This is a genomic window from Variovorax sp. YR750 (assembly GCF_900109805.1).
Classification (GTDB): Bacteria; Pseudomonadota; Gammaproteobacteria; order Burkholderiales; family Burkholderiaceae_C; genus Variovorax; species Variovorax gossypii.
The window spans coordinates 149,286-172,001 of the sequence record NZ_FOBJ01000012.1 but is presented as its reverse complement, the minus strand read 5'-3'; the positions used below and the strand labels follow the sequence as shown (position 1 = coordinate 172,001).

Below are 22,716 nucleotides of genomic sequence, written 5' to 3'. Positions count from 1 at the left end.
CGGCCATGGAACTGAACGCCGATGCGGCGGGGGCACGGCCGTGCCCCGAGCCGTCGATATCGGGCGCGCTGGCGCTGCTGTTCGCCGTCGCCTGCGGACTCGCGGTGGCCAACGTCTACTACGCCCAGCCGCTGCTGGACACGCTGTCGCACACCTTCGGCATCCGGCCCGCCACGGTCGGCGTCGTCATCACCATCACGCAGATCGGCTACGGCCTGGGGCTTCTGCTGGTGGTTCCGCTGGGCGATCTCGTCGACCGGCGACGGCTGATCGTCGGGCAATCGCTGCTGTCGGCGGTCGCCTTGCTGGCGGTGGCGTTCGCACCGAGCGCTGCGGTGCTGCTGCCGGCGATGGCCGCCGTGGGCGTGCTGGCGGTGGTGACGCAGGTGCTGGTCGCCTATGCCGCGAGCATGGCCGCGCCGGGCGAACGCGGTCGCGTGGTGGGCACGGTCACCAGCGGCATCATCCTCGGCATCCTGCTGGCGCGGGCGGTCTCGGGCACGCTGTCGGATCTCTTCGGTTGGCGCTCGGTTTACCTGGCGTCGGCGGCGGCCACGCTGCTGGTCTCCGGCCTGCTGTGGATGGTGCTGCCGAGCCGCACGCGACCCACGCCGGGCATCTCGTACGCACAGCTGATCCGCTCGGTGTTCGCGCTCTTCGCGCAGGAGCCGGTGCTGCGCATCCGCGCCGTGCTCGCGATGCTGATCTTCATGGCCATCACCATGATGCTGACGCCGATGGTGCTGCCGCTGACCGCACCGCCCTTCTCTCTGTCGCACACGCAGGTGGGCCTTTTCGGTCTCGCGGGTGCGGCCGGAGCACTGGGCGCGGCCCGGGCGGGCCGTCAGGCGGATCGTGGTCGCGCGCAGCGCACCACCTTCATCGGCCTGAGCGCGATGCTGCTGTCGTGGCCGCTCATCGCGATGCTGCCGTGGTCCATCTGGGCGATGGTGGCCGGCGTGGTCGTCATCGACTTCGGGCTGCAGTCGGTGCACGTGGCCAACCAGAGCCTGATCTACCGCGTGCGCCCCGAGGCGCAGAGCCGGCTGACGGCCGGGTACATGATCTTCTACTCCATCGGGTCCGCCACCGGATCGATGGCCTCGACGATGGTGTACGCCCATGCGGGCTGGAACGGCGTCTGCATTGCCGGTGCCCTCGTCAGCGGCGTGGCGCTGGCGTTCTGGGCGCTCACGCGGCACCTGACGCCGCAGGACACGGCCTCCTGAAGCCGCAACGGCTCAGTCCGTGGTGGCGAGCGGCGTGTTCTGCGCCGTGCGCAGGCCGAAGCGGTCCTGCGCCTGCTGCCGGTAGGCCGAGGGCGTCATGCCCTTGAGCTGCAGGAAGCGGCGGTTGAAGTTGGCGAGATTCGCGAAGCCCACCTCGTAGCAGATGTCGCTCACCAGCCGGTCGGACACCTGCAGCATCTCGCAGGCCTTGGCCACGCGCAGCCGCGTGACGAAGTCGGTGAAGGTGGCGCCCATGTGCCGGTGGAACCAGCGCGAGAAGCTGCTCTCGGCCATGTTGGCCACGGCGCACACGGCCGGCAGCGAAAGCTCCTCGGTCAGGTGCCGGTCGAGGTAGTCGAGCACGCGGCGCATGCGGGTGTTGGCGCTCGGGTCTTCCCCGGCCGGGTCGGCGGTGCTGGAAATCTGGCGCCAGTCGGGCCAGCGGGCCAGCTCGTGCAGCAGCCCGATGAACTCCGCCAGCCGGGCCATGCCCTCCTGCGCCTGAACGCGCAGGAAGCGTTCGCGCACCAGCGAATGGATGCCGAAGAACTCGATGCCCAGCTTGGCCCGGTCGAGCATCGGCAGCACCGCGTTCAGTTCGGGAAACAGGTCGGTGCCCTTGCGCAGCGGCTCGTCGCGGAAGTGGATGACCATGCTGCGCTCGGCGATGCCCTCGGGCGGCACGTCGTGCGAGATCCAGGTGTGGGGCAGCCGGGCGCCCACAAGTGCCACGTAGCCGGGCTCGAAACGGCCGATGTGGTCGCCCACGAAGGCGTCGCCGCTGCTGCGGTTGATGCACTGCAGCTCGTATTCGTCGTGGTAGTGCCAGCAGTCGAAGGGCCAGGGCACGCCGTGCTGCAGGCAGCGCACCGAACTGCCGCCCGCCGGCTCGAAGCCGAGCCGGGGGTCGCGCATCAGTTCGTGCTCGAGTTCCGGTTTTCGCGCTGCGTTATGCCTCATGTTCGACAAGCCCTCGCGCGCAGGCCAGCGGCGCAGCCTTCAGGCGCCGGCGACCTTCATGCGGTTCACCAGGACCGATCCGGTGGTCTTGGCGCCGAAAGTGTAGGCATCCGCCCCGATGGCTTCAATACCCAGCAGCATGTCCTTCAGGTTGCCGGCGATGGTGATCTCCTGCACCGGGAAGGCGATCTTGCCCTTCTCCACCCAGAAGCCGCTGGCGCCGCGCGAGTAGTCGCCGGTCACGTAGTTCACGCCCTGCCCCATCAGCTCGATCACGAACAGGCCGGTGCCCAGCTTGGCGAGCATCGCGTCGAGGTCGTCGGTGTGCTTCGTCAGGCGCGAGCTGAGCGTGAGGTTGTGCGAGCCGCCGGCGTTGCCGGTGGTCTTCATGCCCAGCTTGCGGGCCGAGTAGGTCGAGAGGAAATAGCCCTCGAGGCGGCCGGCGTCGACCACCTTGCGTGCCCGGGTGGTCACGCCTTCGTCGTCGAAGGGGGCGCTGCCCTTGCCGCGCAGCAGGTGCGGGTCTTCGGCCACGTCGACGTGCGCCGGCAGCACGGGCTTGCCCAGCGAATCGAGCAGGAAGGTGCTCTTGCGGTACAGCGCCCCGCCGCTCACGGCCTGCACCAGCGAGCCCAGCAGGCCCACGGCCAGCGGCGACTCGAACAGCACCGGGCATTCGGTGGTCTTGATCTTGCGCGACTTCAGGCGGCTGAGCGCGCGCTCGGCGGCGTAGCGGCCCACCGCTTGCGGGCTGGCCAGCTCGTCCGCGGAGCGCATGGAGCTGTACCAGGCGTCGCGCTGCATGTCGTCGCCCTTGCCGGCGATGGGCGCCACCGAGATGGAATGCCGCGAACTGGCGTAGCCGCCCCTGAAACCATGCGTGTGGGCGCTGAAGAAATGGCTCTGCTGGGCCGAGACGCCCGCGCCTTCGCTGTTGGTGATGCGCTTGTCGGTCGACAGGGCGGCCTCTTCGCATTCCAGGGCCAGCTTCGCGGCTTGCTCGCTGGTCACGTCCCAGGGGTGGAACAGGTCGAGTTCGGGCTGGACCTTGGCGATGTCTTCCTCGTCCGGCAGGCCGCTGACGGGGTCTTCGGCCGTGAAACGGGCGATGTCGTAGGCCGCCTGCACCGTCTGGGCGATGGCCGCCTCGGAGAAATCGGAGGTGCTGGCGTTGCCGCGGCGGTGGCCCACGTAGACCGTGACGCCCAGCGACTTGTCGCGGTTGCGCTCGACGTTCTCCAGCTCGCCCTTGCGCACCGAGACGCTCAGGCCGCAGCCCTCGGAGGCCTCGGCCCCGGCGTCGGTGGCACCGAGCTTCTTGGCATGCGCCAATGCGGTGTCGACCAGGTTTTCGAAGAAGGATCGGCTGTAGGCGAAGCCGGAATCGGCGCGCGAGGAGGATGTCGTCATGTGGTGGCTATGATACTTGCGCCCCCCATTCCCGGTTTTCCCCAGCTTCCCGCCGTGCGTTGCAACGCTGCACGGCGCGGCCCAGAATCCATCCCATGTCCCGCAAACCCAAAAAAGGCTATTACGTCCGCGGCCATTTCGTGGCCGAAGGCAGCGAGCTCGACCTCGAGCTCAAGCGCGAGCTCAAGGGCTCCGACGACGCCAGCCGCACCGACCTCAAGCGCGAAAGCGAAGAACTGCAGAAGCTGGGCGCCGAGCTGCTCACCCTGCGCGCCGGCCTGTTCGACGCGCTCCAGCTCGACGAAAAACTGGTCGAAGCCATCGCCGAGGCCAAGCGGATCACCAATTTCGAGGGCAAGCGCCGCCAGATGCAGTTCATCGGCAAGCTCATGCGCAAGCTGGAGCCCGAAGTGCTGGAAGCCGTGAAACAGGCCCTGACCGAGCAGAACACCGTGCCCGCGGCCGAAGTCGCCGCCCTGCACGAGGCCGAGCGCTGGCGCGACCGGCTGATTGCCGACGACGACGCACTCGGCGGCTGGATCGAAACCCACCCCGCCACCGATTCGCAGCAGCTGCGCGCCCTGGTCCGCCAGGCCCGCAAGGACATGAAGTCCGGCCCCGCCGGCGAGGCCCCCCGTCAGGGCAAGGCCTACCGCGAGATCTTCCAGCTGGTGCGCGCCCAGCTGGCTGTGCATGGCGGCGCCGACCATGCGGCAGCTGCCGCCGCACAGGACCGGGAAGAAGACGCATGAGCGAAGCCGGCACTTTCGACCCGGTGCGCATCGGCATCGTCTCCGTCAGCGACCGCGCCTCCAGCGGCACCTACGAAGACAAGGGCCTGCCCTCGCTGAAAGAATGGCTGGGCCGGGCGCTGAAGAACCCGATCGAGTTCGAACCCCGCCTCATCCCCGACGAGGCCGAACGCATCAGCGCCACGCTGATCGAGCTGGTCGACGCCGGCTGCTCGCTGGTGCTGACCACCGGTGGCACCGGCCCCGCCCTGCGCGACGTGACACCCGAGGCCACGCTGGCCGTGGCACACAAGGAAATGCCGGGCTTCGGCGAGCAGATGCGCCAGATCAGCCTGCGCTTCGTGCCCACCGCGATCCTCTCGCGCCAGGTGGCGGTGATCCGCGACAAGAGCCTGATCATCAACCTGCCCGGCCAGCCGAAGTCGATCGCCGAGACGCTCGAAGGGCTGAAGGACACCGAGGGCGTGCAGGTGGTGCCGGGCATCTTCGCGGCCGTGCCCTACTGCATCGACCTGATCGGCGGACCCTACCTCGAGACGGACGACTCGGTCTGCAAGGCGTTCCGGCCGAAATCGGCCATCCGCGCCCGCTGAGGCTGCTTACTGGGCCTCGCGCCCCCTGGCTTCCACGTCCTTAAGGCAGGCGTTGATCGCCGCGTTCGACGCGAGTTCGTAGCAGCGCGCGGCGGCTGCGCGCATCGCCTTCTGCTGCTCGTGGCGCTCCTGCGCGCTGTCGATCTGGTAGCTCATGAGCCACTTCATGGCGAAGGCGAGCACGATGCCGAAACCGATCGCGATGCCCACCACCGTCGACCGCCAGGTCCGCACGGGCGCGGCGGGAGGCGCCGCTGCGTAGCCGACATCGAAGGCCATGGGCGGCTGCGCCGACGAGCCGCCGTGGACCCTGCGGCGCTGCGACGCGCGCGCCTCGACCTTCGCTGGGGTGAAAGACTTGTTGTCGTAGCGGCTGCTGCTCATCGATCTGCGTGCATGGGAAGGTAGTCCGGGCGCGATTGTCCAACACCCCGGCCCGGCAAGCTGAAATGGCAGCCCCGGCGCTACTTCACCGGAATGAAGAACGGCACGCCCTTGTTCTTCACCATGGTCACGATGAACTTCGCCGGCTTCGTAGCGCTCGCGTTGCGTCCCACGGTATGGATATCACCCGGGCCCTCGTAGAAGGTCTGGCCGGGCGTCAGCGTAACCTCCTGGCCACCCTTCACGCCCATCACGATGGAACCCTCGATCACGTAGACGAATGCGTGGGCGTCGTGGCGGTGGACGGGGTCGACCGAGCCAGGCGGAAAGTCCACGGCGAGCACGATGGCCTCCTTGCCGGGCATGTCCGCCAGGTCCTTCGTGCTGAGCACGGTCACGGCGGCTTCGGGGGCTGCCGAGGTGGGCATCGCGGCGAATGCGCCGAGGGCGATGCCGAGCGGGATGCAGATGGTCTTGATGAGACGGGTCATGGCTGTCTGTCCTCCGCGCTCAGGCCGCCGCGCGCTGCGCCAGCCATTCGTCGAAGCGGATCGCCCCCAGGCGCGGACTGGCGCCGGGCGTCAGCGAGCGGTCGTCGAGGCGCACGCCGAAATAGCGGGCCCCAGGATCGGTCACGACCCTGCGCGTGTCGCCCGTCGCCTCGAAGAAGCGTCGCACCAGCGCATCGAGCGGAACGGCCTGCGGCCCGGCGATCTCGATCCGGCCGCGTGCCGGGAGCTCGGTTACGACTTCGGCGAGCGCCGCGGCGACGTCGTCGGCCGCCATCGGCTGGATAAGCGCGTCCGAAAGCCGCACAACGCCGTCCTGCACGCTGGACGCCGCGATGCCACCCACGAACTCGAAGAACTGCGTGGCCTGCACGATGGTGTAGGGCACGGGCGAAGCCTCGATCAGGTCTTCCTGAAGCTGCTTGGCGCGGAAGTAGCCGCTGTCGAGCAGGCGCTCGGTGCCGACCACCGACAGCGCGACGTGATGCGCCACGCCGGCCTCCACCTCGGCCGCGAGCAGATTGCGTCCCGAGGTCTCGAAGAAGTTGCGCACCGCCTCGTCCTCGAACGAGGGCGAGTTCGCCACGTCGACGACGACCCGGGCGCCCGCGAGCGCCCCCTTCAGGCCCTCGCCGGTGAGGGTGTTGACGCCCGTGGAGGGCGATGCGGCGTTGACGTCGTGGCCGGCCTGGCGCAGCCGTGCGGCGAGCCTGGAGCCGATGAGGCCGGAGCCTCCAATGATGACGATTTTCATGGTCGATTCCTTGGTCGAGAAAGAGTGCGAAGAGTGCGAAAGGAGCGCCCCCAATGGCCGCCCTCGCCTGCAAGACGTCCGGCCGCACGCGCCTGTGACAGCCGGATCGCTCTTTCTTCCCAAAAAACCGGCCTCGGAACCTTTCCTAGGCCTTCGCCGCCCCGAAACCGTGCGTATCGGCCGCCTGCTCGCAGGGCACCCGCTCGACCTGCACGGTCGAGTGGTGGATGTCGAAGCGCTCGGCCAGCATCGCGCGCAGTTGCTGTGTCAGCGGCGCCATGTCGCCGGTCTCCGGCGTGCACACCACGTGCACGCTCAGGCTCACCTTGCCGCTGGACAGCGCCCACACATGCAGGTCGTGCAGGCTCGCTACGCCTTCGCTGCCCAGGAGCGCACTTTCGACGGCGGGCAGATCCACCTCGTCGGGCACGCCTTCGAGCAGCACGTTCAGGCTCTCGCGCAAAAGGCGCCAGGTGCGCGGCAGCACCCACAGCCCGATGGCCACGGCGATCACCGAGTCGACCCAGCCCCAGCCCGTGTAGCGGATGACGATGGCGCCGACGATCACGCCAATGGAGCCCAGCATGTCGGCCCACACCTCCAGGTACGCCCCCTTCACGTTGAGGCTCTCGTCCTTGCCCGACGCCAGCAGCCGCATGCCGATGAGGTTGACCACCAGCCCGCCGGCGGCCACCAGCAGCATCATGGTCGACTGGATCTCGGCCGGCGCCGAGATGCGCCGGTAGGCCTCGTACAGCACGTAGATCGCCACGAAGAACAGCAGCACCGCGTTCAGCACCGCCGCCAGGATCTCGAAGCGGTAGTAGCCGAAGGTGCGCCGCCTGTCGGCCGGCCGCTTGCCGATCCAGATGGCGGTCAGCGAGATCGCCAGCGCCACGGTGTCGGTGAACATGTGCGCGGCGTCGGACAGCAGCGCGAGGCTGCCCGACACCAGTCCGCCCACCACCTCGGCGACGAGATAGACCGAAGTCAGCAGCAGCGCCCAGCGCAGTGCCTTCTCGTTGCCTCCGGTGGCGTGCGAATGCTCATGTGCCATGGGAACCTCGCAGTGAAGGATCTGAAGGATCGAGCGGCGCGCCGTGGGCCTGCTCCCGCCCTTCCACCTGCGCCTGTTCTGCCTCTTCTTCGTCGCGCCGGTGCGCGATGCGGTAGAGCAGCGGAAGCACCAGCAGCGTCAGCGCGGTCGACGACAGGATACCGCCGATGACCACCGTGGCCAGCGGCCGCTGCACCTCGGCGCCGGTGCCGGTGGCGATGGCCATCGGCACGAAGCCCAGCGAGGCGACCAGCGCGGTCATCAGCACCGGGCGCAGGCGCGTGAGCGCGCCTTCGCGGATGGCGGCGTCCAACGGCAGGCCGCCCTCTCTCAGGTTGCGGATGAAGGAGATCATCACCAGCCCGTTTAGCACCGCCACGCCCGACAGCGCGATGAAGCCCACTGCCGCCGAGATCGACAGCGGAATGCCGCGCATCCACAGCGCCACGATGCCGCCCGTGAGCGCGAACGGAATGCCGGTGAACACCAGCAGCCCGTCCTTGATGTTGCCGAACATCGCGAACAGCAGCGTGAACACCAGCAGCAGCGACACCGGCACCACGATCTGCAGCCGCTGCGTGGCCGAGGCCAGGTTCTCGTACTGCCCGCCCCACACGGTCCAGTAGCCGGTGGGAATCTTCACGTTGCGCATGGCTTCCTCCGCCTCGGCCACGAAGGAGCCCAGGTCGCGCCCGCGCACGTTGGCGCTGACCACGATACGGCGCTTGCCGTCCTCGCGGCTCACCTGGTTGGGGCCCGGCGCGATGTCCAGCGTGGCCACCTCGCCCAGCGGAATGAAGCTGGTGCGCTGGCCTTCGGCGCCCGCGCCCTTGGGCAGGGCCACGGGCAGGCGCTTGATGGCTTCGAGGTCGGTGCGCAGGTTCTCGGGCAGCCGCACGATGATGTCGAAGCGCCGGTCGCCGTCGAACAGCGTGCCCGCCTCGCGCCCGCCGACGGCGGCGGAGATCGCGTCCTGCACGTCGCCCACGTTGAGGCCGTAGCGCGCGGTCTTGCTGCGGTCGATGTTCACCGTGAGCATCGGCAGGCCGGTGGTCTGCTCGACCTTCACCTCGGCCGCGCCGGCGATCTTGCCCAGCACGCCGGACACTTCCGCCGCCGTCTTGTTCAGCACGTCCATGTCGTCGCCGAAGATCTTCACCGCCACGTCGCTGCGCACGCCCGAGATCAGCTCGTTGAAGCGAAGCTGGATCGGCTGCGAAAACTCGTAGTTGTTGCCCGGCAGCTTCTCGACTTCCTCCTGCACCGCCGCGAGCACCTCGGCACGCGTGCGCCGCGGCTCGGGCCAGTCCTTCTCGGGCTTGAGCATGATGTAGCCGTCGGAGATGTTCGGCGGCATCGGATCGGACGCGATCTCCGCCGTGCCGGTGCGCGCGAACACGCGCTCGATCTCCGGAAACTTCTTCTTCAACGTGCTTTCGAGCTGCTTCTGCATCTCGACCGACTGCGTGAGGCTGGTGCCCGGAATGCGCAGCGCCTGGATGGCGAAGTCGCCTTCGCTCAGGCTCGGCACGAACTCCGTGCCCAGGCGTGTGGCCAGCAGGCCCGACAGCACCACCGCCACGGCCGCGAAGGTGATGACCAGCGGCTTGGCCGACATCACGCGCGACAACAGAGGCTCGTAGGCGCGCTTGGCCCACAGCATCAGGCGGTTTTCCTTCTCGCTGACCTTGTTGCCGATGAACAGCGCCACGGCAGCGGGGATGAAGGTGATCGACAGGATCATCGCGCCCAGCAGCGCGATCACCACGGTGAAGGCCATCGGGTGGAACAGCTTGCCCTCGACGCCCGTGAGCGCAAAGATCGGCAGGTACACGATCATGATGATCAGCTGGCCGAACAGCAGCGCGCGCCGCGCCTCCTGCGAGGCCGCGAACACTTCGTGGAAGCGTTCGCTGCGCGTGAGCGGCCGTCCCTTGTGGGCCTGCGCGTGAGCCAGCCTTCGCACGCAGTTCTCCACGATCACCACCGCCCCGTCGATGATGATGCCGAAGTCCAGCGCGCCCAGGCTCATGAGGTTGGCGCTGACCTTCTGGTTCACCATGCCGGTGAAGGTGAAGAGCATCGACAGCGGGATCACCAGCGCAGTGATGACGGCCGCGCGGATGTTGCCCAGGAACATGAACAGGATCGCGATGACCAGCACCGCGCCCTCGAACAGGTTCTTCTTCACAGTGGCGATGGCCTTGTCGACCAGCACCGTGCGGTCGTACACCGTCACCGCTTTCACGCCGGCGGGCAGCGTGCGGTTGATCTCCTGCATCTTCTTGTCGACGGCCTGCGACACGGTGCGGCTGTTCTCGCCGATCAGCATGAACACGGTGCCCAGCACCACCTCGCGGCCGTTGTCGGTGGCCGCGCCCGTGCGCAGCTCCTTGCCGATGCCGACCTCGGCCACGTCCTGCACGCGCAGCGGAATGCCGTTGGCGTTGCCGAGAATGACGTTGCCGATGTCCTCGGCCGACTTCACCTGCCCCGGCGCGCGGATGAGGTACTGCTCGCCGCGCTTCTCGATGTAGCCCGCGCCCACGTTGGCGTTGTTGCGCTCCAGCGCGAGCACGATGTCGCCCATGGTCAGGCCGTGGGCCAGCAGCTTGGCCGGGTCGGGCGCAATCTGGAACTCCTTGGCGAAGCCGCCGATGGAGTTGATCTCGGTCACGCCCGGCACGTTGCGCAGCTGCGGCTTGATGATCCAGTCCTGTATCTCGCGCAGGTCGGTGGGCGAATACGGCTTGCCGTCGGCCTTCTTCGCGCCCTCTTCCGCCTCCACGGTCCATAGGTAGATCTCGCCCAGCCCGGTGGAAATCGGCCCTATCACCGGCGAGATGCCGCGCGGCATGCTCTCGCGCGCGGACTGTATGCGCTCGTTGACGAGCTGCCGCGCGAAGTAGATGTCGGTGCCGTCCTTGAAGATCACCGTGACCTGCGAGAGGCCGTAGCGCGAGAGCGAGCGCGTCTGCTGCAGGCCCGGCAGGCCGGCCATGACGGTCTCGATCGGATAGGTCACGCGCTGCTCGGTCTCCAGCGGGGAGTAGCCGGGCGCGGCGGTGTTGATCTGCACCTGCACGTTGGTGATGTCGGGCACGGCGTCGATGGGCAGCTTCTGGTAGCTGAAGATGCCCAGCGCCGCCATGCCGAACACGGCGAGCAGGACCAGCCAGCGCTGCTCGATGGAGAAGCGGATGATTCGTTCGAACATGCGGGCTTCCTCAGTGGGTGTGCGTGGCCGAGCTCTTGCCCTGCTGCGACTTCACGACGAAGCTGCCGCTGGCGGCATAGGCCGCGCCGGGCTTCAGCCCGCCGACGATCTCTATGCGCTTGCCGTCGCTGCGCCCGGTCTGCACGTGCTGCGGCAAAAAGCCGCCGGGTACGCGCAGGAACACGGTGGGCTTGTCTTCCACGGTCTGCACCGCGTCGGCCGCAACCGTCACGGGGGCCTCCGTCTCGGAGGCCACCAGCTCGACGTTCACGAACAGGCCCGGGCGCCAGATGCGCTCGGGGTTGGTCAGCGTGACGCGCGCGGTGGCGGTGCGCGTCTGCGCGCCGATCAGCGAGCCCACGTACGACACCTTGCCGGTCGCGGTCTGGTCGAAGGCGGTCGAGCGGATCTTCACCTGCTCGCCGATGCGCACCAGGTTCAGGTTGTTGGCGGCCACGCTGATCTCGGCCCACACGGTCGACAGATCGGAAATGGTGAAGACGTTGACCGCCTCGCCCACCGATTCGCCGAGCGAGATGTGCTTTTCGACCACCATGCCGTCGAAGGGCGCGCGCAGCTCGTAGCGGCCCAGTGCCGACGAGGCGGGCGTGGCGCCCAGCGCCAGCAGCTTCTGGTTGGCGTTGGCCACGGCGATCTGCGCCTCCTGCATGGCCTGCTGGGCCTGCAGGTAGTCCTGCTGCGGCGAGATCTTTTCCTCCCACAGCTTCTTCTCGCGCTCGTGGGTGGTGCGGGCCAGCTCCAGCCGGCGCTGTGCCGCCTGCAGTTCGCTGCGCTGCTCCGAAAGCCCCGGGCTCGACAGCACCGCGAGCACCTGCCCGCGCTTGACCTCCTGGCCCAGGTTGGCCGACACGCTGTCGACCACGCCCGCCACGCGCGGCACCACATGGGCCGTGCGGTCTTCGTTGAACTTGATCTCGCCGGGCAGCTGCAGCGACAGCTTGATGCGCGCGGGGCCGGCGTTCTCAATGGCGATGTCCGAGGCCTTGACCTGCTCGTCGGTGAAGGCGATCTTTTCCTCGTCCTCCTTGTGCGCGGCGGACTTCTCCTCGCCCTTGGCTTCGCCGGAGGCAGCCTTGGTTTCGCCCTTGCCTTCCTCGGCGTGGTGCTCCTTGTCGCCGTGGCCCTTGGCCTCGCCGTGGCTGTGGTCGTGGTCCTCGCCGGTCTTGGACTCCTTGTGGCCCTCTTCCTCGTGATGCTCGCCGTCGCCATGGCCGGCGGCCTCCGAATGGCCCGCCGCCCCCGGCTTGGCGGGCGAGGTGCGCAGGATCATCGCGCCCGCCCCCACGCCCAGCGCGAGCACGGCCGCGATGGCGATCAGCTGCTTCTTGCCGACACGCTCGGCGAAAGACTTGCGTTCTTCTGTGTTCATGATCTGTGAGTTCCTTGCTTGTCAGCGCGTGTCAGCGCGCCACGGGCGCCGTCGTCGTCGCGGGAGAGATGTCGCCACCTTCGCTGCCTTCATTGCCCAGCAGCCGGTCGAGATCGCCGGCCGCGCGGTGCGCGTCGGCCAGCGCGAGCAGGTATTGCGCGCGCACCTGGAACAGAGTGCGCTGTGCATCGAGCGCTTCCAGGAAGCTGAACTTGCCGAGCTCGAAGCCCTTGGTCGCGGCTTTGTAGGCGCTCTCGGCGCCGGGCAGCGCGTCGCGCTGCAGCGTCTCGGCGGTGGCGTGCGCGGAGCGCAGGCGTTCGGAGGCCTGGGCCACCTCGGTGCCGAGTTGCAATTCGGCGGCGACGAGGTCGTCGCGCGCCTTTTCCTCGCGGCTCAGGGCCTCGGCGACATTGCCCCGGTTGGTATCGAAGATCGGCAGCGGCACGGAGAGGCCCAGCACCACCTGGTTGCGCCGGCTGCTGCCGGTCTCGCCCTCGGAAGCCGGCACGCGCTTGGCGCCGAGCGAGACGGTCACGTCGGGAATGCGCCTGGCCCGTTCCAGGTCGGACAGCGCCTTGCGCCGCTCGACCTCGAGCCGCGCCTGCCGCACCACGGGCGCGGCAGCCATGCGGCCGGCCACGTCCTGCTCCGACGCCATGGCCGGCAGCCGGTCGACCGCGCCATCCACCTGCGTGAAGCGGGGGCTCGGGTTGCCCCACAGCGCGGCCAGCTGCTGGCGCGCGGAGCGCAGCGTGCCCTCGGCCTGCATCAGCTCGACGCGGATGCCGGCCTCGGCCACGCGCGCCTTGGTTTCCTCCAGCGGCGAGACCTTGCCCGCCGCCACGCGGTTGGCCGCGGCGCGGGTGGCCGTTTGAGCGAGCCCCACCGAATCCTGCGCGAGCCGCAGGCGCTCCTGCGCGGTCAGCACGTCGAAGAAGGCGGTGACGGTGGCCGCGCGGATCTCGGCGCGGCGGCCGGCCAGCGCCGACGCGGCCTGGTCGCGCGCACGCTCCGCCGCCGTGACGCGGGCCGAGCGCTTGCCGCCCAGCTCGATGGGCTGGCTCAGCTGCAGCGTGGTGGTGCGGTTGTCGCGGCGCAGGTCTTCGAGCTGCGCGTCGAGCGTGGGGTTGGGCCAGGCGCTGGCCTGGACGATGGCGGCCTCGGTGGCCTCCTGCTCGCGCAATGCGGAAGACAGGCCGGGGTTGGCCTGCAACGCCATCGCGACGGCGCTGCGCAGGGTCAGCGGGCCCGCGGGCTCCTGCATGCGGGCCGCCGCGCCTGTCTGCGCGGCCTGTGAGTAACGGGGACCGGCTGAGGCCTGCGAGACCTGTGAAAAAGCCGGGGGCGCCGCCATGGCCAGCACGGCCAGCGGCACGAAGAGCGTGCGCATCGAATTCTCCTGGGTTGCGAAACAACGGACGGACGAATTCGGCGAGAGCTCGGCTAGCTGATGGTTGGTATCAGGAAGGGGTGGTGTTCTCTCGCCGAATCAGGAGGCGAGAGACCAGTCGGGACGGACCGGAACGTCTGAGACATGCGAGGCGAAACGCTCGTCGGGCGTCGCGCGCAGCGGCTGTGCCACGCGTGCGACGGATTCCTGCGGCTCGTCCAGCGCGTCGGCGTGCTGGGCATGGCCGAAATGGCAGACCGCGCAATCGCCGACGACGGCATTGGGCTGGGTGCTGGAGTTCTTCTGCGCGCCTTCGCCGCTGTGGCTGCGGTCGGTGCCGCGCGTCTCGCTTTCGTGATGGCCCCAGTGATCGGGCCGCGTGTCGCGCTCATGCTGGCAGTACGCCGATGCCGACGCCCAGCTGAACTGGAACGGCAGCAGGACGAGCATGAAGATGAGGAACCAGCGGCGCATGGAGGCAAAAAGTATATCGGCGGCCCCTGTCGGGCCCTCCGGCAATGGCCCTGCGAACAGCAGGCCCGGCGCAATGTATGACGCCCGGGCGGGGCTTTGTCCGTCAATAGGATTACCAAAACGTAACCCGCGTATCGAAAGTGCTTCGATACCATCGCGCAATGCGAATCCTTGTCATCGAAGACGAGCCCAAGCTGGGCGACTACCTCAAGAAGGGCCTGGAGGAGAACGGCTACGTCGTCGACATCGCCCGCGACGGCATCGAGGGGAAGTACCTCGCCACCGAGGGCGAATACGCGCTGATCCTGCTCGACGTGATGCTGCCCGGCATCGACGGCTTTGCCGTGCTGCAGGCCATACGGCGCACCAAAAACGTGCCTGTGCTGGTTCTCACGGCGCGCGACAAGGTCGAGGACCGCGTTCAGGGGCTGCAGCAGGGAGCGGACGACTACCTCGTCAAGCCCTTCTCCTTCTCCGAGCTGCTGGCGCGCGTGCAGGCCCTGCTGCGCCGGGGCAAGCCGCAGGAATCCACCGTGCTGCGGCTGGCCGACCTGGAGGTCGACCTCGTCAGCCGCAAGTGCGTGCGCAACCGCACGCGGCTGGACCTCACGGCCAAGGAGTTCACGCTGCTGCTGGTGCTGCTGCGTAGGCGCGGGCAGATCCTTTCGCGCACCACGCTCGCCGAGCAGGTGTGGGACATGAACTTCGACAGCGACACCAACGTGGTGGAAGTGGCCATCCGGCGCCTGCGCAGCAAGCTCGACGATCCGTTCGAGGTGAAGCTGCTGCACACCGTGCGCGGCATGGGCTACGTCCTGGAAGACCGCTCCTGGGCATGACTTGACCGCCCGGCCGCAATCCCTCCAGAGCCGCCTGTCGCTCTGGTTCGCCGCCCAGACCCTGTTCGGGCTCAGCGTGATCTGCTTCGCCATCTACCTCGTGACGGCCTGGAACTTCGGGCAGAAGCAGGAGGAAGAACTCGACCACAAGGCGGTGCTCGTGCAGCACCTGCTGAGCGAGGCCGAGAAGGGCGGCGACCTCGCCTTCCTGCGGCACAAGCTCGAGGACTTCTTTTCGATGCAGGACGACGTGCGGCTGTCGATCTCGGCCGGCGGCACGCAGCTCTTCGAATCGAGGCCCGCCGAAGGCGGCCGCTGGATGCTGCGCGACGTGAAGGTGCCCTGGACGCAGGCCGGCGCCACCACGCAGCTCTCGGTGCGCATCGGCGTGAACACTGCGCAGGAGGCGCAACTGCTGCGCCGGCTGGCGTGGACCCTGGTGGGTGCCGTGGCGCTGGGCACGGCGCTGGTCTCGCTCACGGGCATGTGGCTGGTGCGGCGCGGCCTGAAGCCTCTCAAGACGCTCACCGAGCGCACCGCGGCCATGGCGCCAGACAAGGCCAACCAGCCCATCGACGCCACGGACTTCGCCGAAGAACTGCGCCCCTGGATCACCCAGTTCAACGCATTGCTGCTGAGGGTGCAGCGCGCCTACGTGCAGCTCGAATCCTTCAACGCCGACGTGGCGCACGAACTGCGCACGCCGCTGGCCAACCTGATCGGCTCCACCGAGCTCGCGCTCACGCGCCCGCGCAGCAACGAGGAGCTGCAGACGGTGCTCGCATCCAACCTCGAGGAAGTCGGCCGGCTCTCGGGCATCGTCACCGACATGCTGTTTCTCTCCCAGGCCGAGCGCGGCGCGCCGATGCGCACACGCGCGGCGACGAGCCTGGCGGCACAGGCCGGCGACGTGATCGACTTCTACGACGCCATGCTGGAAGAAGCCGGCCTGCGCGCCGAGGTGCGCGGCGACGCCATGGCCGACGTGGACGCGGCGCTGGTCCGCCGCGCGCTCTTCAACCTGCTGGGCAACGCCATCCGCTTCGCGACTGCGGCTTCGACGATACGCATCGAGATCGGCGAAGAGAACGCAGGCGAGTTCGCAGTGGCGGTGGTCAACAAGGGCCAGCCCATCGACCCGGCCGCCCTGCCCCGTCTGTTCGAGCGCTTCTACCGGGCCGCGCAGGCCCGCGACGGCTCGACCCGGCACCACGGCCTGGGCCTGTCGATCGTGGAAGCCATCGCCCGCATGCATGGCGGGCGGGTGTTCGCGGCCAGCGGGGGCGGCGAGACGCGCATCGGGTTCACCGTCGCGCGTCAGTGAGCGGCATCAGGGCTTGGCTGCGTGCGCGGCGTCGGCCGCCACAGCCGGCTTGCGGCCGATGAAAAGATTGATCAGCGGCCCCGTCATCGCGGTGGTCGCGAGAGCCATCACCAGCAGCATCGTGAACAGCTCGGGGCCGATCAGCCCCGCGTCGAGGCCGATCTTCATCACGATGAGTTCCATCAGCCCGCGCGCATTCATGAGCGAACCGGTGGCCAGGCTGTCGCGCCAGCCGTAGCCCGCCATGCGCGCGCCGGCAGCGCCGCCGGCGATCTTGCCCACGGTGGCCACGCCCACGATCAGCAGCATCGCGCCCAGGCTGGCGCCCGAGAAGGCGTTGGGCGTGGTGCCCAGCCCGGCGAGAGCGAAGAAAAGCGGCATCAGCACCACGATGGAGATCGGCTCGATGCGCTCGGTGAGCGACTTCAGCAGGCGGTCGTCGCGCGGCAGGCAGGCTCCGAAGAGGAAGGCGCCGAACACCGCGTGCAGGTGCAGCCACTCGGTAGCGAGGGACGTCGCGAGCAGGCCGATCATCAGCGCCGCCATCACGGTGGTCGAAGGCTCGCCCTCGGGCGCCTTGACACGCAGCAGCCACGCGAAGGCCGGCTTGAGCCCGAAGAACAGCGCCGCCAGCACCACCGCCATGCCCAGCGTGATCTTCAGCAGCCCCTGGTAGCCCTCGCCCGCACCGACCATCGCGACCACGAAGGCCAGCAGGATCCAGGCGAACACATCGACCACGGCAGCAGCGCCGAGCGAAAGCTGCCCGAAGGGAGTGCGCGTCATGCCGCGGTCCTTCAGGATGCGCGCCATCACGGGGAAGGCGGTGATCGACAGCGCCGCCGCGATGAACAACGCGAAGGGCCAGAAGCCGACGCCGGCCGGCGCGAGCGAGGGATGCAGCGCCGGCGCGATCGCGAGGCCCAGCGCCATCGGCACGACCACGCTCAGCACGCCCACGTAGCCCGCCGAGCGAAGCTGCTCGCGCACGCCCTTCGAAGCCCGCAGCTCCAGGCCGACCACGAACATGAACAGCACCAGCCCCAGGGTGGAAAGCGACGAGAGCCCCTGCAGCGACTCCTTGGAGAACAGCTGCGCATGCAGCGAGGGAAAGAGCGCCCCCATCACGACCGGGCCGAGCATCAGGCCCGCAGCCATCTCGCCGACCACGCCGGGCTGGCCCACGTGGCGAAGAACCCAGCCGCAGAAGCGGGCGGTGACCAGGATGACGATGAGCTGCAGCAGGAGCGAAGTGACGGACATCGAAGGACTGGAGTCGGAGGGGATATCCGGCCTATGTTAGTTCGAAGCCGTGTCGTCCAGCCAGCGGTTGGCCCACTGGTTCAGCGGCAGCAGGCGCCGGACGAGTTCCGCGCCCGCCTCGGTCAGCACGTATCCCGCGCCCGCGAGCTCGACCACGCCGGCCGCGCGCAACTCCTTGAGCCGGTCGTTCAGCACCGAGGGCGACATCTGGTCCGTGCTCGTGCGCAGCGCCCTGAAGCTCTGCGGCAGGCCATCGCGCAGCTCCCAGAGGATGCGCAGCGTGCCCTTGCGGCCGAGCTGCTCCAGCAGCCGCATGACGGGGCGGCGCGATGCGGCGGGTTGTGCTTCTTCCATGACGAGGCCTTGCTTGATCGATCAGGCGAGTGTACGCGCTTGCGCTACGCAATCCGTAGCGATAGACTGCATCCAACCGCTACGTATTTCGTAGCGATTTCAGCCTCATCGCCATCAAGGAGACTCCTCTTGACCGACACCGCCGAACACCACCCGCCGCGCATCCCTCCGCTCGAAGCCCCCTACCCCGAGCCCATCGGCGAACTGCTCGTGCGCATGACGCCGCCGCAAGCGCCCGAGGTACTCGCGCTGTTCCGGGTGCTGGCAGTGAATCCGGCACTGGCCGAGCGCACGCTGGACCTGGGGCGCTACCTGCTGGGCCGCAAGGCGGCCATCAGCCTGCGGGAACGCGAGATCGTCATCCTGCGCGTCTGCTTCCGTTGCGGCGCCGAATACGAATGGGGCGTGCACTGGACCGGCTTCGCCGATGCCGCCGGCTTCAGCGACACCGACCGCCGCGCGATGGCATCGGCCGACGGCGACCTCACCCTGCTCGATCCGCGCGACCGGCTGCTGGTGTCGATGGTCGACCAGCTCCACGACACCAGCGACGTGGACGATGCGCTCTGGGAGGCCCTGCGCGCGCACTGGAGCCATGCGCAACTCATCGAACTGATGATGCTCGCGGGCTGGTACCACTCGGTGAGCTACGTGTGCAATGCGGCGCGCGTGCCGCTGGAGAAGTGGGCGGCGCGTTGGTGACTGCGGGCCGTGCCGTGGCGTGCTGGAATGCGCCGGTTGCAACACGACAACCGCCATGACCGCCTACATCGTCGCCCAGCTCAAGTTCACGAACGTGGAAGCCTATCGGCGCTACCAGCGCGCGTTTCCCGCGGTGTTCAGCCGCTTCAACGCCAAGCTGCTGGCCGCCGATGAAGCGCCCGAGGTTCTCGAAGGCGAATGGCCGCGCGACAAGGTGGTGATGATGTCGTTCGAGAACAAGGAGGCCGCCAGGGCCTTCCAGAATTCCGCCGAATACAACGCGATCGCGCAGGACAGGAAGGCCGGGGCCGAAGCTGTGGTGCTGCTGGTGGAAGGATTTCCGGGCAGGCCGTAACTCCACGGCCAGCCCGATCGATCACTTCGGCACGCGCATCAACCGCAACCCGTTAGCCACCACCAGCAGACTCGCGCCCATATCCGCGAACACCGCCATCCACATCGTCGCGCTGCCGAACACGGCGAGCACGAAGAACACGCCCTTGATGCCCAGCGCCAGCGTGATGTTCTGCCACAGCACCGAGTGCGCGCGGCGCGAGAGGCGGATGGTTTCGGGGATGCGGCGCAGGTCGTCGTTCATGATGACCACGTCGGCCGCTTCCATCGCGGTGTCGGTGCCGGCGCCGCCCATCGCGAAGCCGATGTCGGCCTGCGCGAGCGCGGGAGCATCGTTGATGCCGTCGCCGGTCATCGCCGCTGCGCCGTAGCGCTGCTGCATGGCCTTGACGGCGTCGAGCTTCTCCTCGGGCAGCAGGTTGCCGCGCACGTCCTCGATGCCGGCGTGGGCGCCGATGGTCTTGGCGGTGGCTGTGTTGTCGCCGGTGAGCATCACCGGCACCACGCCGAGCGCGCGCAGTTCCGCCACCGCCGCCTGAGACGACTCCTTGATGGTGTCGGCCACGGCGAACAGCGCGAGCACGGCCTTGTCGGATGCCAGCAGCGTGACGGTGCGGCCGGCTTCCTCATGGCGCTTGAGCTCGGCTTCGAGCGACGGCGTGCAAAGGCCGCGCTCCTCGATCAGCCGGTGATTGCCCAGCACGTAGACCTGCCCCGCGTGCGCGGCCTGCACGCCGCGTCCGGGCAGCGCGGTGAAGTCGGAGACTTCGCCCTGCTCGCTCTTCAGGCCTTCGGCGATGGCCTTCGACACGGGGTGGTCGGAGCGGCCCGCGATGCTGGCGGCAACGACGAACACGGCTGCTTCATTGCCCGCATCGCCAACGAGCGATGACTCCACCAGCTTCGGCTTGCCTTCGGTGATGGTGCCGGTCTTGTCGAGCGCCACCGCCTTGAGCTTGCGCGCCTCCTCGAGGTAGGTGCCGCCCTTGATGAGAATGCCGCGCCGCGCGGCCGAGGCCAGCGCGCTCACCACCGTGACCGGCGTGGAGATCACCAGCGCGCACGGGCAGGCGATGACCAGCAGCACCAGCGCCTTGTAGACCGACTGCATCCAGGTCCAGTCCATGAAGAACGGCGCGAACACCGCGATGGCCAATGCCAGCACGAACACGGTCGGCGTGTAGATGGCGGCGAACCTGTCGACGAAGCGCTGCGTGGGCGCGCGCGAGCCCTGCGCTTCCTCGACCGCATGGATGATTCGCGCGAGCGTGGTGTTCGAGGCCACGGCCGTCACGCGGAACTCCAGCGCGGCGGTCTGGTTGATGGTGCCGGCGAACACCTGGTCGCCGACGGTCTTGTCGACCGGAATGCTCTCGCCGGTGACCGGCGCCTGGTCGATGGCGCTGTTGCCTTCGGTGACGATGCCGTCCAGTGGCACGCGCTCGCCGGGACGGATGCGCGCGACGGCGCCGAGTTCGACCGCGCTGGCCATCACGGTCTTCCAGCTGCCGTCGGCCTGCTTCACCTCGGCCTGCTCGGGCGCGAGCGCCAGCAGGCTCTGGATGGCGTTGCGCGCGCGGTCAACGGCGCGGGCCTCGATGAGTTCGGCAATGGCGTAGAGCGCCATCACCATCGCGGCCTCGGGCCACTGGCCGATGATGAAGGCGCCGGTGACGGCCACGGCCATCAGGGCGTTGATGTTCAGCCGCCCGCGCACCAGCGCAGCGAAGCCCTTCTTGTAGGTGTCGAGGCCCGCGAGGCCGATGGCGCCCAGCGCCAGCAGCATTCCGGCCGCCATGAAGCCCTTGCCCTCGAGCCCCATGAAGGAGATCGACTCGGCCGCGATGGCCAGCACCAGCGCCGCGACCAGGCGGGCCAGGCCCGCGCTCATGCCCACGATGCGTGCCGGTGCAGCCGCGGCAGCCTGCGCGCCTGCGGCCGGGCCGGTTGCGTCGCCCAGAGGCTCGGGCTTGAAGCCGGCCTTGCGGATGGCTTCGAGCGCGTTGGGCAAGGCTGCGGTATCGGCCGTGATCGCCATCGTGCGTTCGCCGAGGCGGAAGCGCAGCGCCCTGACGCCCGCGACCGGTTCGAGCGCGCGGCGGATCTCCGACTCCTCGACTGCGCAGTCCATCGTGGGAATGCGAAAGAGCAAGGCGCCCTTGGGAATGTCGCCCGTGTCGATTGCGGGCGACGAGCCGCAGACCGGGTTGCCGCAGCACGATGCCGCGGCTGGAGGATGCGCGTGCCCATGCGAGTGATCGTGACCGTGGCCATGCTCGTGGCCGTGCTCGTGGCCGTGATCTTGCGGATGAAGGGCCGGCGTCACCGGCTTCAGGGCGTTCTGGTTCGTCGTCATGGAATCGATTGGAAACCCTGAAGCAGGTGTAGAGTCAACCACCCATCTCCACCCTTTCATTTGCCGCATCATGAAAATCGGTGAACTGGCCAAGGTCGCGAACACGCCTGTCGAGACCATCAGGTACTACGAGCGCGAGCAGCTGCTGCCCGAGCCCGCGCGCACCGACGGCAACTACCGCATCTACGACGAAGACCACGCCCAGCGCCTGGGCTTCATCCGCCGCTGCCGCTCGCTGGACATGACGCTCGACGAGATCCGCAGCCTGCTCAAGTTCCGCGACGCGCCGCAGGAAGACTGCGGCGAGGTCAACCAGCTGCTGGACGACCACATCGGCCACGTGGCCGCGCGCATCGCAGAGCTGAAGACGCTGGAAAAGCAGTTGAAGGCATTGCGCCAGCAGTGCTGCGGCCCCGAGTCGGCGAACGCCTGCGGCATCCTGCAGGAGCTGGACACCGCAGCGCTCGCGCCCGAGACCTTCGGGCAGCACGCGGGCCACGTGCACGGCTCGCTGCACGCGCCGACCAAACGCAGCGGCTGACCGGCGGTCTTACTTGCCGATCAGCTGCGTGAGCTTGTCGGCCTCGAAGCTCTCGTCGCGAGCGGCGTCGCCCGGCACACAGTCCTTGCTGCCGGGCTGGGCCGACAGCTTCTCGATGGCCTGCCACAGCAGCGCGATCTGGTGCTCCTGGCCCGAGGCGTTGTCGATCAGGCCTCGCAGCGCCTGGCTCAGCGGGTCGTCGTTCTGCGTGACGCCGTAGGCCGAGAAGCCCATGCGCGAGGCGGTTTCCTCGCGCCGCGCTGCCGCTTCGGCCTCGATGATGCGCGCCGGGTTGCCCACCGCCGTGGCGCCCGCGGGCACCGGCTTGGTGACCACCGCGTTCGAGCCCACCTTGGCGCCGTCGCCCACCACGAAGCCGCCGAGCACCTTGGCGCCCGCGCCAACCACCACGTTGCGCCCCAGCGTCGGATGCCGCTTGGTGCCCTTGTAGAGCGAGGTGCCGCCCAGGGTCACGCCCTGGTAGATGGTGCAGCCGTCGCCGATCTCGGCCGTCTCGCCCACGACGACGCCCATGGCGTGGTCGAAGAACACGCGCTCGCCGATCTTGGCCGCGGGGTGGATCTCGATGCCGGTCAGCCAGCGGGCCCAGTGCGCGATGAAGCGCGCGGGCCACTTGAAGCCATGGGTCCAACAGGCGTGCGCCCAGCGATGCAGCACCACGGCATGGAAGCCAGGGTAGACCGTGATCACTTCCCAGGCGCTTCGGGCGGCCGGGTCGCGTTCGAGGATGCACCGGATGTCGGCGCGCAGTCTGGAGAACATCGCTGCCTTATGCCTTCTGTCTGTTGTCGTTATATCGATAGGGGCCGCGCAGTCTAAGGCCCGGGGTCTTCGCGTACGGGC

Annotated in this window: 22 protein-coding genes; 8 read left to right on the top strand and 14 right to left on the bottom strand. The window is 68.6% G+C overall.

The features are described from left to right. Positions 1-5 precede the first annotated feature (5 nt). On the top strand, positions 6-1,229 hold the full coding sequence (locus tag BMY35_RS24040) for an MFS transporter (RefSeq protein WP_093204704.1): 1,224 nt from the start codon (positions 6-8) through the stop codon (positions 1,227-1,229). A gap of 12 nt (positions 1,230-1,241) precedes the next feature. On the opposite strand, the gene BMY35_RS24035 is transcribed toward BMY35_RS24040, so the two are convergent. Together BMY35_RS24035 and pmbA are read right to left on the bottom strand one after the other, a co-directional pair. Further along, positions 1,242-2,144, bottom strand: a complete 903-nt coding sequence (locus tag BMY35_RS24035) for an AraC family transcriptional regulator (protein ID WP_256229414.1) — start codon at positions 2,142-2,144, stop codon at positions 1,242-1,244. Positions 2,145-2,228: 84 nt separating this feature from the next. After that, positions 2,229-3,599 carry a metalloprotease PmbA gene (gene pmbA / locus BMY35_RS24030; protein ID WP_093204701.1) on the bottom strand — a complete coding sequence of 457 codons (1,371 nt, stop codon included), beginning with the start codon at positions 3,597-3,599 and terminating at the stop codon, positions 2,229-2,231. 95 nt (positions 3,600-3,694) lie between these two features. Between pmbA and yjgA the strand changes: the two genes are divergently transcribed. Then, complete coding sequence (gene yjgA / locus BMY35_RS24025; protein ID WP_093204698.1) at positions 3,695-4,351, top strand: ribosome biogenesis factor YjgA; 657 nt, start codon at positions 3,695-3,697, stop codon at positions 4,349-4,351. Beyond that, complete coding sequence (gene mog / locus BMY35_RS24020; RefSeq protein ID WP_093204696.1) at positions 4,348-4,944, top strand: molybdopterin adenylyltransferase; 597 nt, start codon at positions 4,348-4,350, stop codon at positions 4,942-4,944. The genes yjgA and mog overlap by 4 nt, the downstream gene beginning before the upstream one ends. Positions 4,945-4,950: 6 nt before the next feature. Here the strand turns inward: mog and BMY35_RS24015 are convergent, their stop codons facing one another. The 8 genes from BMY35_RS24015 to czcI form a co-directional block, all read right to left on the bottom strand. Then, the gene (locus BMY35_RS24015) at positions 4,951-5,328 is read right to left on the bottom strand and encodes a hypothetical protein (protein WP_093204693.1); all 378 of its coding nucleotides are present in this window, start codon (positions 5,326-5,328) and stop codon (positions 4,951-4,953) included. Positions 5,329-5,408: 80 nt separating this feature from the next. Continuing rightward, positions 5,409-5,819: a cupin domain-containing protein gene (locus BMY35_RS24010; RefSeq protein ID WP_093204691.1), complete on the bottom strand. Its 411-nt coding sequence runs from the start codon at positions 5,817-5,819 to the stop codon at positions 5,409-5,411. Between the two features lie 19 nt (positions 5,820-5,838). Continuing rightward, on the bottom strand, positions 5,839-6,591 hold the full coding sequence (locus BMY35_RS24005) for an SDR family oxidoreductase (RefSeq protein WP_093204688.1): 753 nt from the start codon (positions 6,589-6,591) through the stop codon (positions 5,839-5,841). 145 nt (positions 6,592-6,736) lie between these two features. Continuing rightward, positions 6,737-7,648 carry a cation diffusion facilitator family transporter gene (locus BMY35_RS24000; RefSeq protein WP_093204686.1) on the bottom strand — a complete coding sequence of 304 codons (912 nt, stop codon included), beginning with the start codon at positions 7,646-7,648 and terminating at the stop codon, positions 6,737-6,739. Beyond that, complete coding sequence (locus BMY35_RS23995; RefSeq protein ID WP_093204683.1) at positions 7,638-10,865, bottom strand: CusA/CzcA family heavy metal efflux RND transporter; 3,228 nt, start codon at positions 10,863-10,865, stop codon at positions 7,638-7,640. Before BMY35_RS23995 ends, BMY35_RS24000 begins: the two co-directional genes overlap by 11 nt. A 10-nt stretch (positions 10,866-10,875) precedes the next feature. Then, entirely contained in the window at positions 10,876-12,255 is a 1,380-nt protein-coding gene (locus BMY35_RS23990) for an efflux RND transporter periplasmic adaptor subunit (RefSeq protein ID WP_093204680.1), read from the bottom strand. A gap of 31 nt (positions 12,256-12,286) precedes the next feature. Beyond that, positions 12,287-13,645, bottom strand: coding sequence for a TolC family protein (locus BMY35_RS23985; RefSeq protein ID WP_093204677.1), 1,359 nt, complete (start codon positions 13,643-13,645; stop codon positions 12,287-12,289). Between the two features lie 99 nt (positions 13,646-13,744). Beyond that, positions 13,745-14,119: a cation efflux protein, CzcI family gene (gene czcI, locus BMY35_RS23980; RefSeq protein ID WP_093204676.1), complete on the bottom strand. Its 375-nt coding sequence runs from the start codon at positions 14,117-14,119 to the stop codon at positions 13,745-13,747. 161 nt (positions 14,120-14,280) lie between these two features. On the opposite strand from czcI, the gene BMY35_RS23975 reads away from it, so the two are divergent. Next, positions 14,281-14,958 (top strand): heavy metal response regulator transcription factor, encoded by a 678-nt coding sequence (locus tag BMY35_RS23975; protein WP_093204673.1) that lies wholly within the window; start codon positions 14,281-14,283, stop codon positions 14,956-14,958. A 1-nt stretch (position 14,959) separates the two neighbouring features. Beyond that, positions 14,960-16,282: a heavy metal sensor histidine kinase gene (locus BMY35_RS23970; RefSeq protein WP_093204672.1), complete on the top strand. Its 1,323-nt coding sequence runs from the start codon at positions 14,960-14,962 to the stop codon at positions 16,280-16,282. A 6-nt stretch (positions 16,283-16,288) separates the two neighbouring features. Here BMY35_RS23970 and BMY35_RS23965 read toward each other — a convergent pair whose 3' ends face one another. Both BMY35_RS23965 and BMY35_RS23960 read right to left on the bottom strand, forming a co-directional pair. Further along, positions 16,289-17,545, bottom strand: a complete 1,257-nt coding sequence (locus tag BMY35_RS23965) for a cation:proton antiporter (protein WP_093204669.1) — start codon at positions 17,543-17,545, stop codon at positions 16,289-16,291. Positions 17,546-17,581: 36 nt separating this feature from the next. Continuing rightward, positions 17,582-17,899, bottom strand: coding sequence for a winged helix-turn-helix transcriptional regulator (locus BMY35_RS23960; protein ID WP_093204666.1), 318 nt, complete (start codon positions 17,897-17,899; stop codon positions 17,582-17,584). A 129-nt stretch (positions 17,900-18,028) separates the two neighbouring features. On the opposite strand from BMY35_RS23960, the gene BMY35_RS23955 reads away from it, so the two are divergent. Together BMY35_RS23955 and BMY35_RS23950 are read left to right on the top strand one after the other, a co-directional pair. Continuing rightward, positions 18,029-18,601: a carboxymuconolactone decarboxylase family protein gene (locus tag BMY35_RS23955; protein WP_093204665.1), complete on the top strand. Its 573-nt coding sequence runs from the start codon at positions 18,029-18,031 to the stop codon at positions 18,599-18,601. A 55-nt stretch (positions 18,602-18,656) separates the two neighbouring features. Then, positions 18,657-18,956, top strand: a complete 300-nt coding sequence (locus BMY35_RS23950) for a DUF1330 domain-containing protein (protein WP_093204662.1) — start codon at positions 18,657-18,659, stop codon at positions 18,954-18,956. A 21-nt stretch (positions 18,957-18,977) separates the two neighbouring features. Here BMY35_RS23950 and BMY35_RS23945 read toward each other — a convergent pair whose 3' ends face one another. After that, complete coding sequence (locus tag BMY35_RS23945; protein ID WP_093204659.1) at positions 18,978-21,311, bottom strand: heavy metal translocating P-type ATPase; 2,334 nt, start codon at positions 21,309-21,311, stop codon at positions 18,978-18,980. Positions 21,312-21,381: 70 nt separating this feature from the next. Between BMY35_RS23945 and cadR the strand changes: the two genes are divergently transcribed. Continuing rightward, complete coding sequence (gene cadR / locus BMY35_RS23940) at positions 21,382-21,852, top strand: Cd(II)/Pb(II)-responsive transcriptional regulator (RefSeq protein WP_093204656.1); 471 nt, start codon at positions 21,382-21,384, stop codon at positions 21,850-21,852. A 9-nt stretch (positions 21,853-21,861) separates the two neighbouring features. On the opposite strand, the gene cysE is transcribed toward cadR, so the two are convergent. Beyond that, positions 21,862-22,668, bottom strand: coding sequence for a serine O-acetyltransferase (cysE, locus tag BMY35_RS23935; RefSeq protein ID WP_338067618.1), 807 nt, complete (start codon positions 22,666-22,668; stop codon positions 21,862-21,864). Between the last annotated feature and the right edge of the window lie 48 nt (positions 22,669-22,716).

Bases quoted from the DNA above. Each gene is read 5' to 3' on its own strand.
- BMY35_RS24010 (WP_093204691.1), bottom strand. From the start codon at position 5,819: ATGACCCGTCTCATCAAGACCATCTGCATCCCGCTCGGCATCGCCCTC.
- BMY35_RS23950 (WP_093204662.1), top strand. From the start codon at position 18,657: ATGACCGCCTACATCGTCGCCCAGCTCAAGTTCACGAACGTGGAAGCC.
- czcI (WP_093204676.1), bottom strand. From the start codon at position 14,119: ATGCGCCGCTGGTTCCTCATCTTCATGCTCGTCCTGCTGCCGTTCCAG.
- BMY35_RS23985 (WP_093204677.1), bottom strand. From the start codon at position 13,645: ATGCGCACGCTCTTCGTGCCGCTGGCCGTGCTGGCCATGGCGGCGCCC.
- BMY35_RS23995 (WP_093204683.1), bottom strand. From the start codon at position 10,865: ATGTTCGAACGAATCATCCGCTTCTCCATCGAGCAGCGCTGGCTGGTC.
- BMY35_RS23960 (WP_093204666.1), bottom strand. From the start codon at position 17,899: ATGGAAGAAGCACAACCCGCCGCATCGCGCCGCCCCGTCATGCGGCTG.
- BMY35_RS23990 (WP_093204680.1), bottom strand. From the start codon at position 12,255: ATGAACACAGAAGAACGCAAGTCTTTCGCCGAGCGTGTCGGCAAGAAG.
- BMY35_RS24000 (WP_093204686.1), bottom strand. From the start codon at position 7,648: ATGGCACATGAGCATTCGCACGCCACCGGAGGCAACGAGAAGGCACTG.
- BMY35_RS24005 (WP_093204688.1), bottom strand. From the start codon at position 6,591: ATGAAAATCGTCATCATTGGAGGCTCCGGCCTCATCGGCTCCAGGCTC.
- BMY35_RS24035 (WP_256229414.1), bottom strand. From the start codon at position 2,144: ATGCGCGACCCCCGGCTCGGCTTCGAGCCGGCGGGCGGCAGTTCGGTG.
- BMY35_RS23975 (WP_093204673.1), top strand. From the start codon at position 14,281: ATGCGAATCCTTGTCATCGAAGACGAGCCCAAGCTGGGCGACTACCTC.
- BMY35_RS24040 (WP_093204704.1), top strand. From the start codon at position 6: ATGGAACTGAACGCCGATGCGGCGGGGGCACGGCCGTGCCCCGAGCCG.
- BMY35_RS23965 (WP_093204669.1), bottom strand. From the start codon at position 17,545: ATGTCCGTCACTTCGCTCCTGCTGCAGCTCATCGTCATCCTGGTCACC.
- pmbA (WP_093204701.1), bottom strand. From the start codon at position 3,599: ATGACGACATCCTCCTCGCGCGCCGATTCCGGCTTCGCCTACAGCCGA.
- cadR (WP_093204656.1), top strand. From the start codon at position 21,382: ATGAAAATCGGTGAACTGGCCAAGGTCGCGAACACGCCTGTCGAGACC.
- BMY35_RS24015 (WP_093204693.1), bottom strand. From the start codon at position 5,328: ATGAGCAGCAGCCGCTACGACAACAAGTCTTTCACCCCAGCGAAGGTC.
- mog (WP_093204696.1), top strand. From the start codon at position 4,348: ATGAGCGAAGCCGGCACTTTCGACCCGGTGCGCATCGGCATCGTCTCC.
- yjgA (WP_093204698.1), top strand. From the start codon at position 3,695: ATGTCCCGCAAACCCAAAAAAGGCTATTACGTCCGCGGCCATTTCGTG.
- BMY35_RS23945 (WP_093204659.1), bottom strand. From the start codon at position 21,311: ATGACGACGAACCAGAACGCCCTGAAGCCGGTGACGCCGGCCCTTCAT.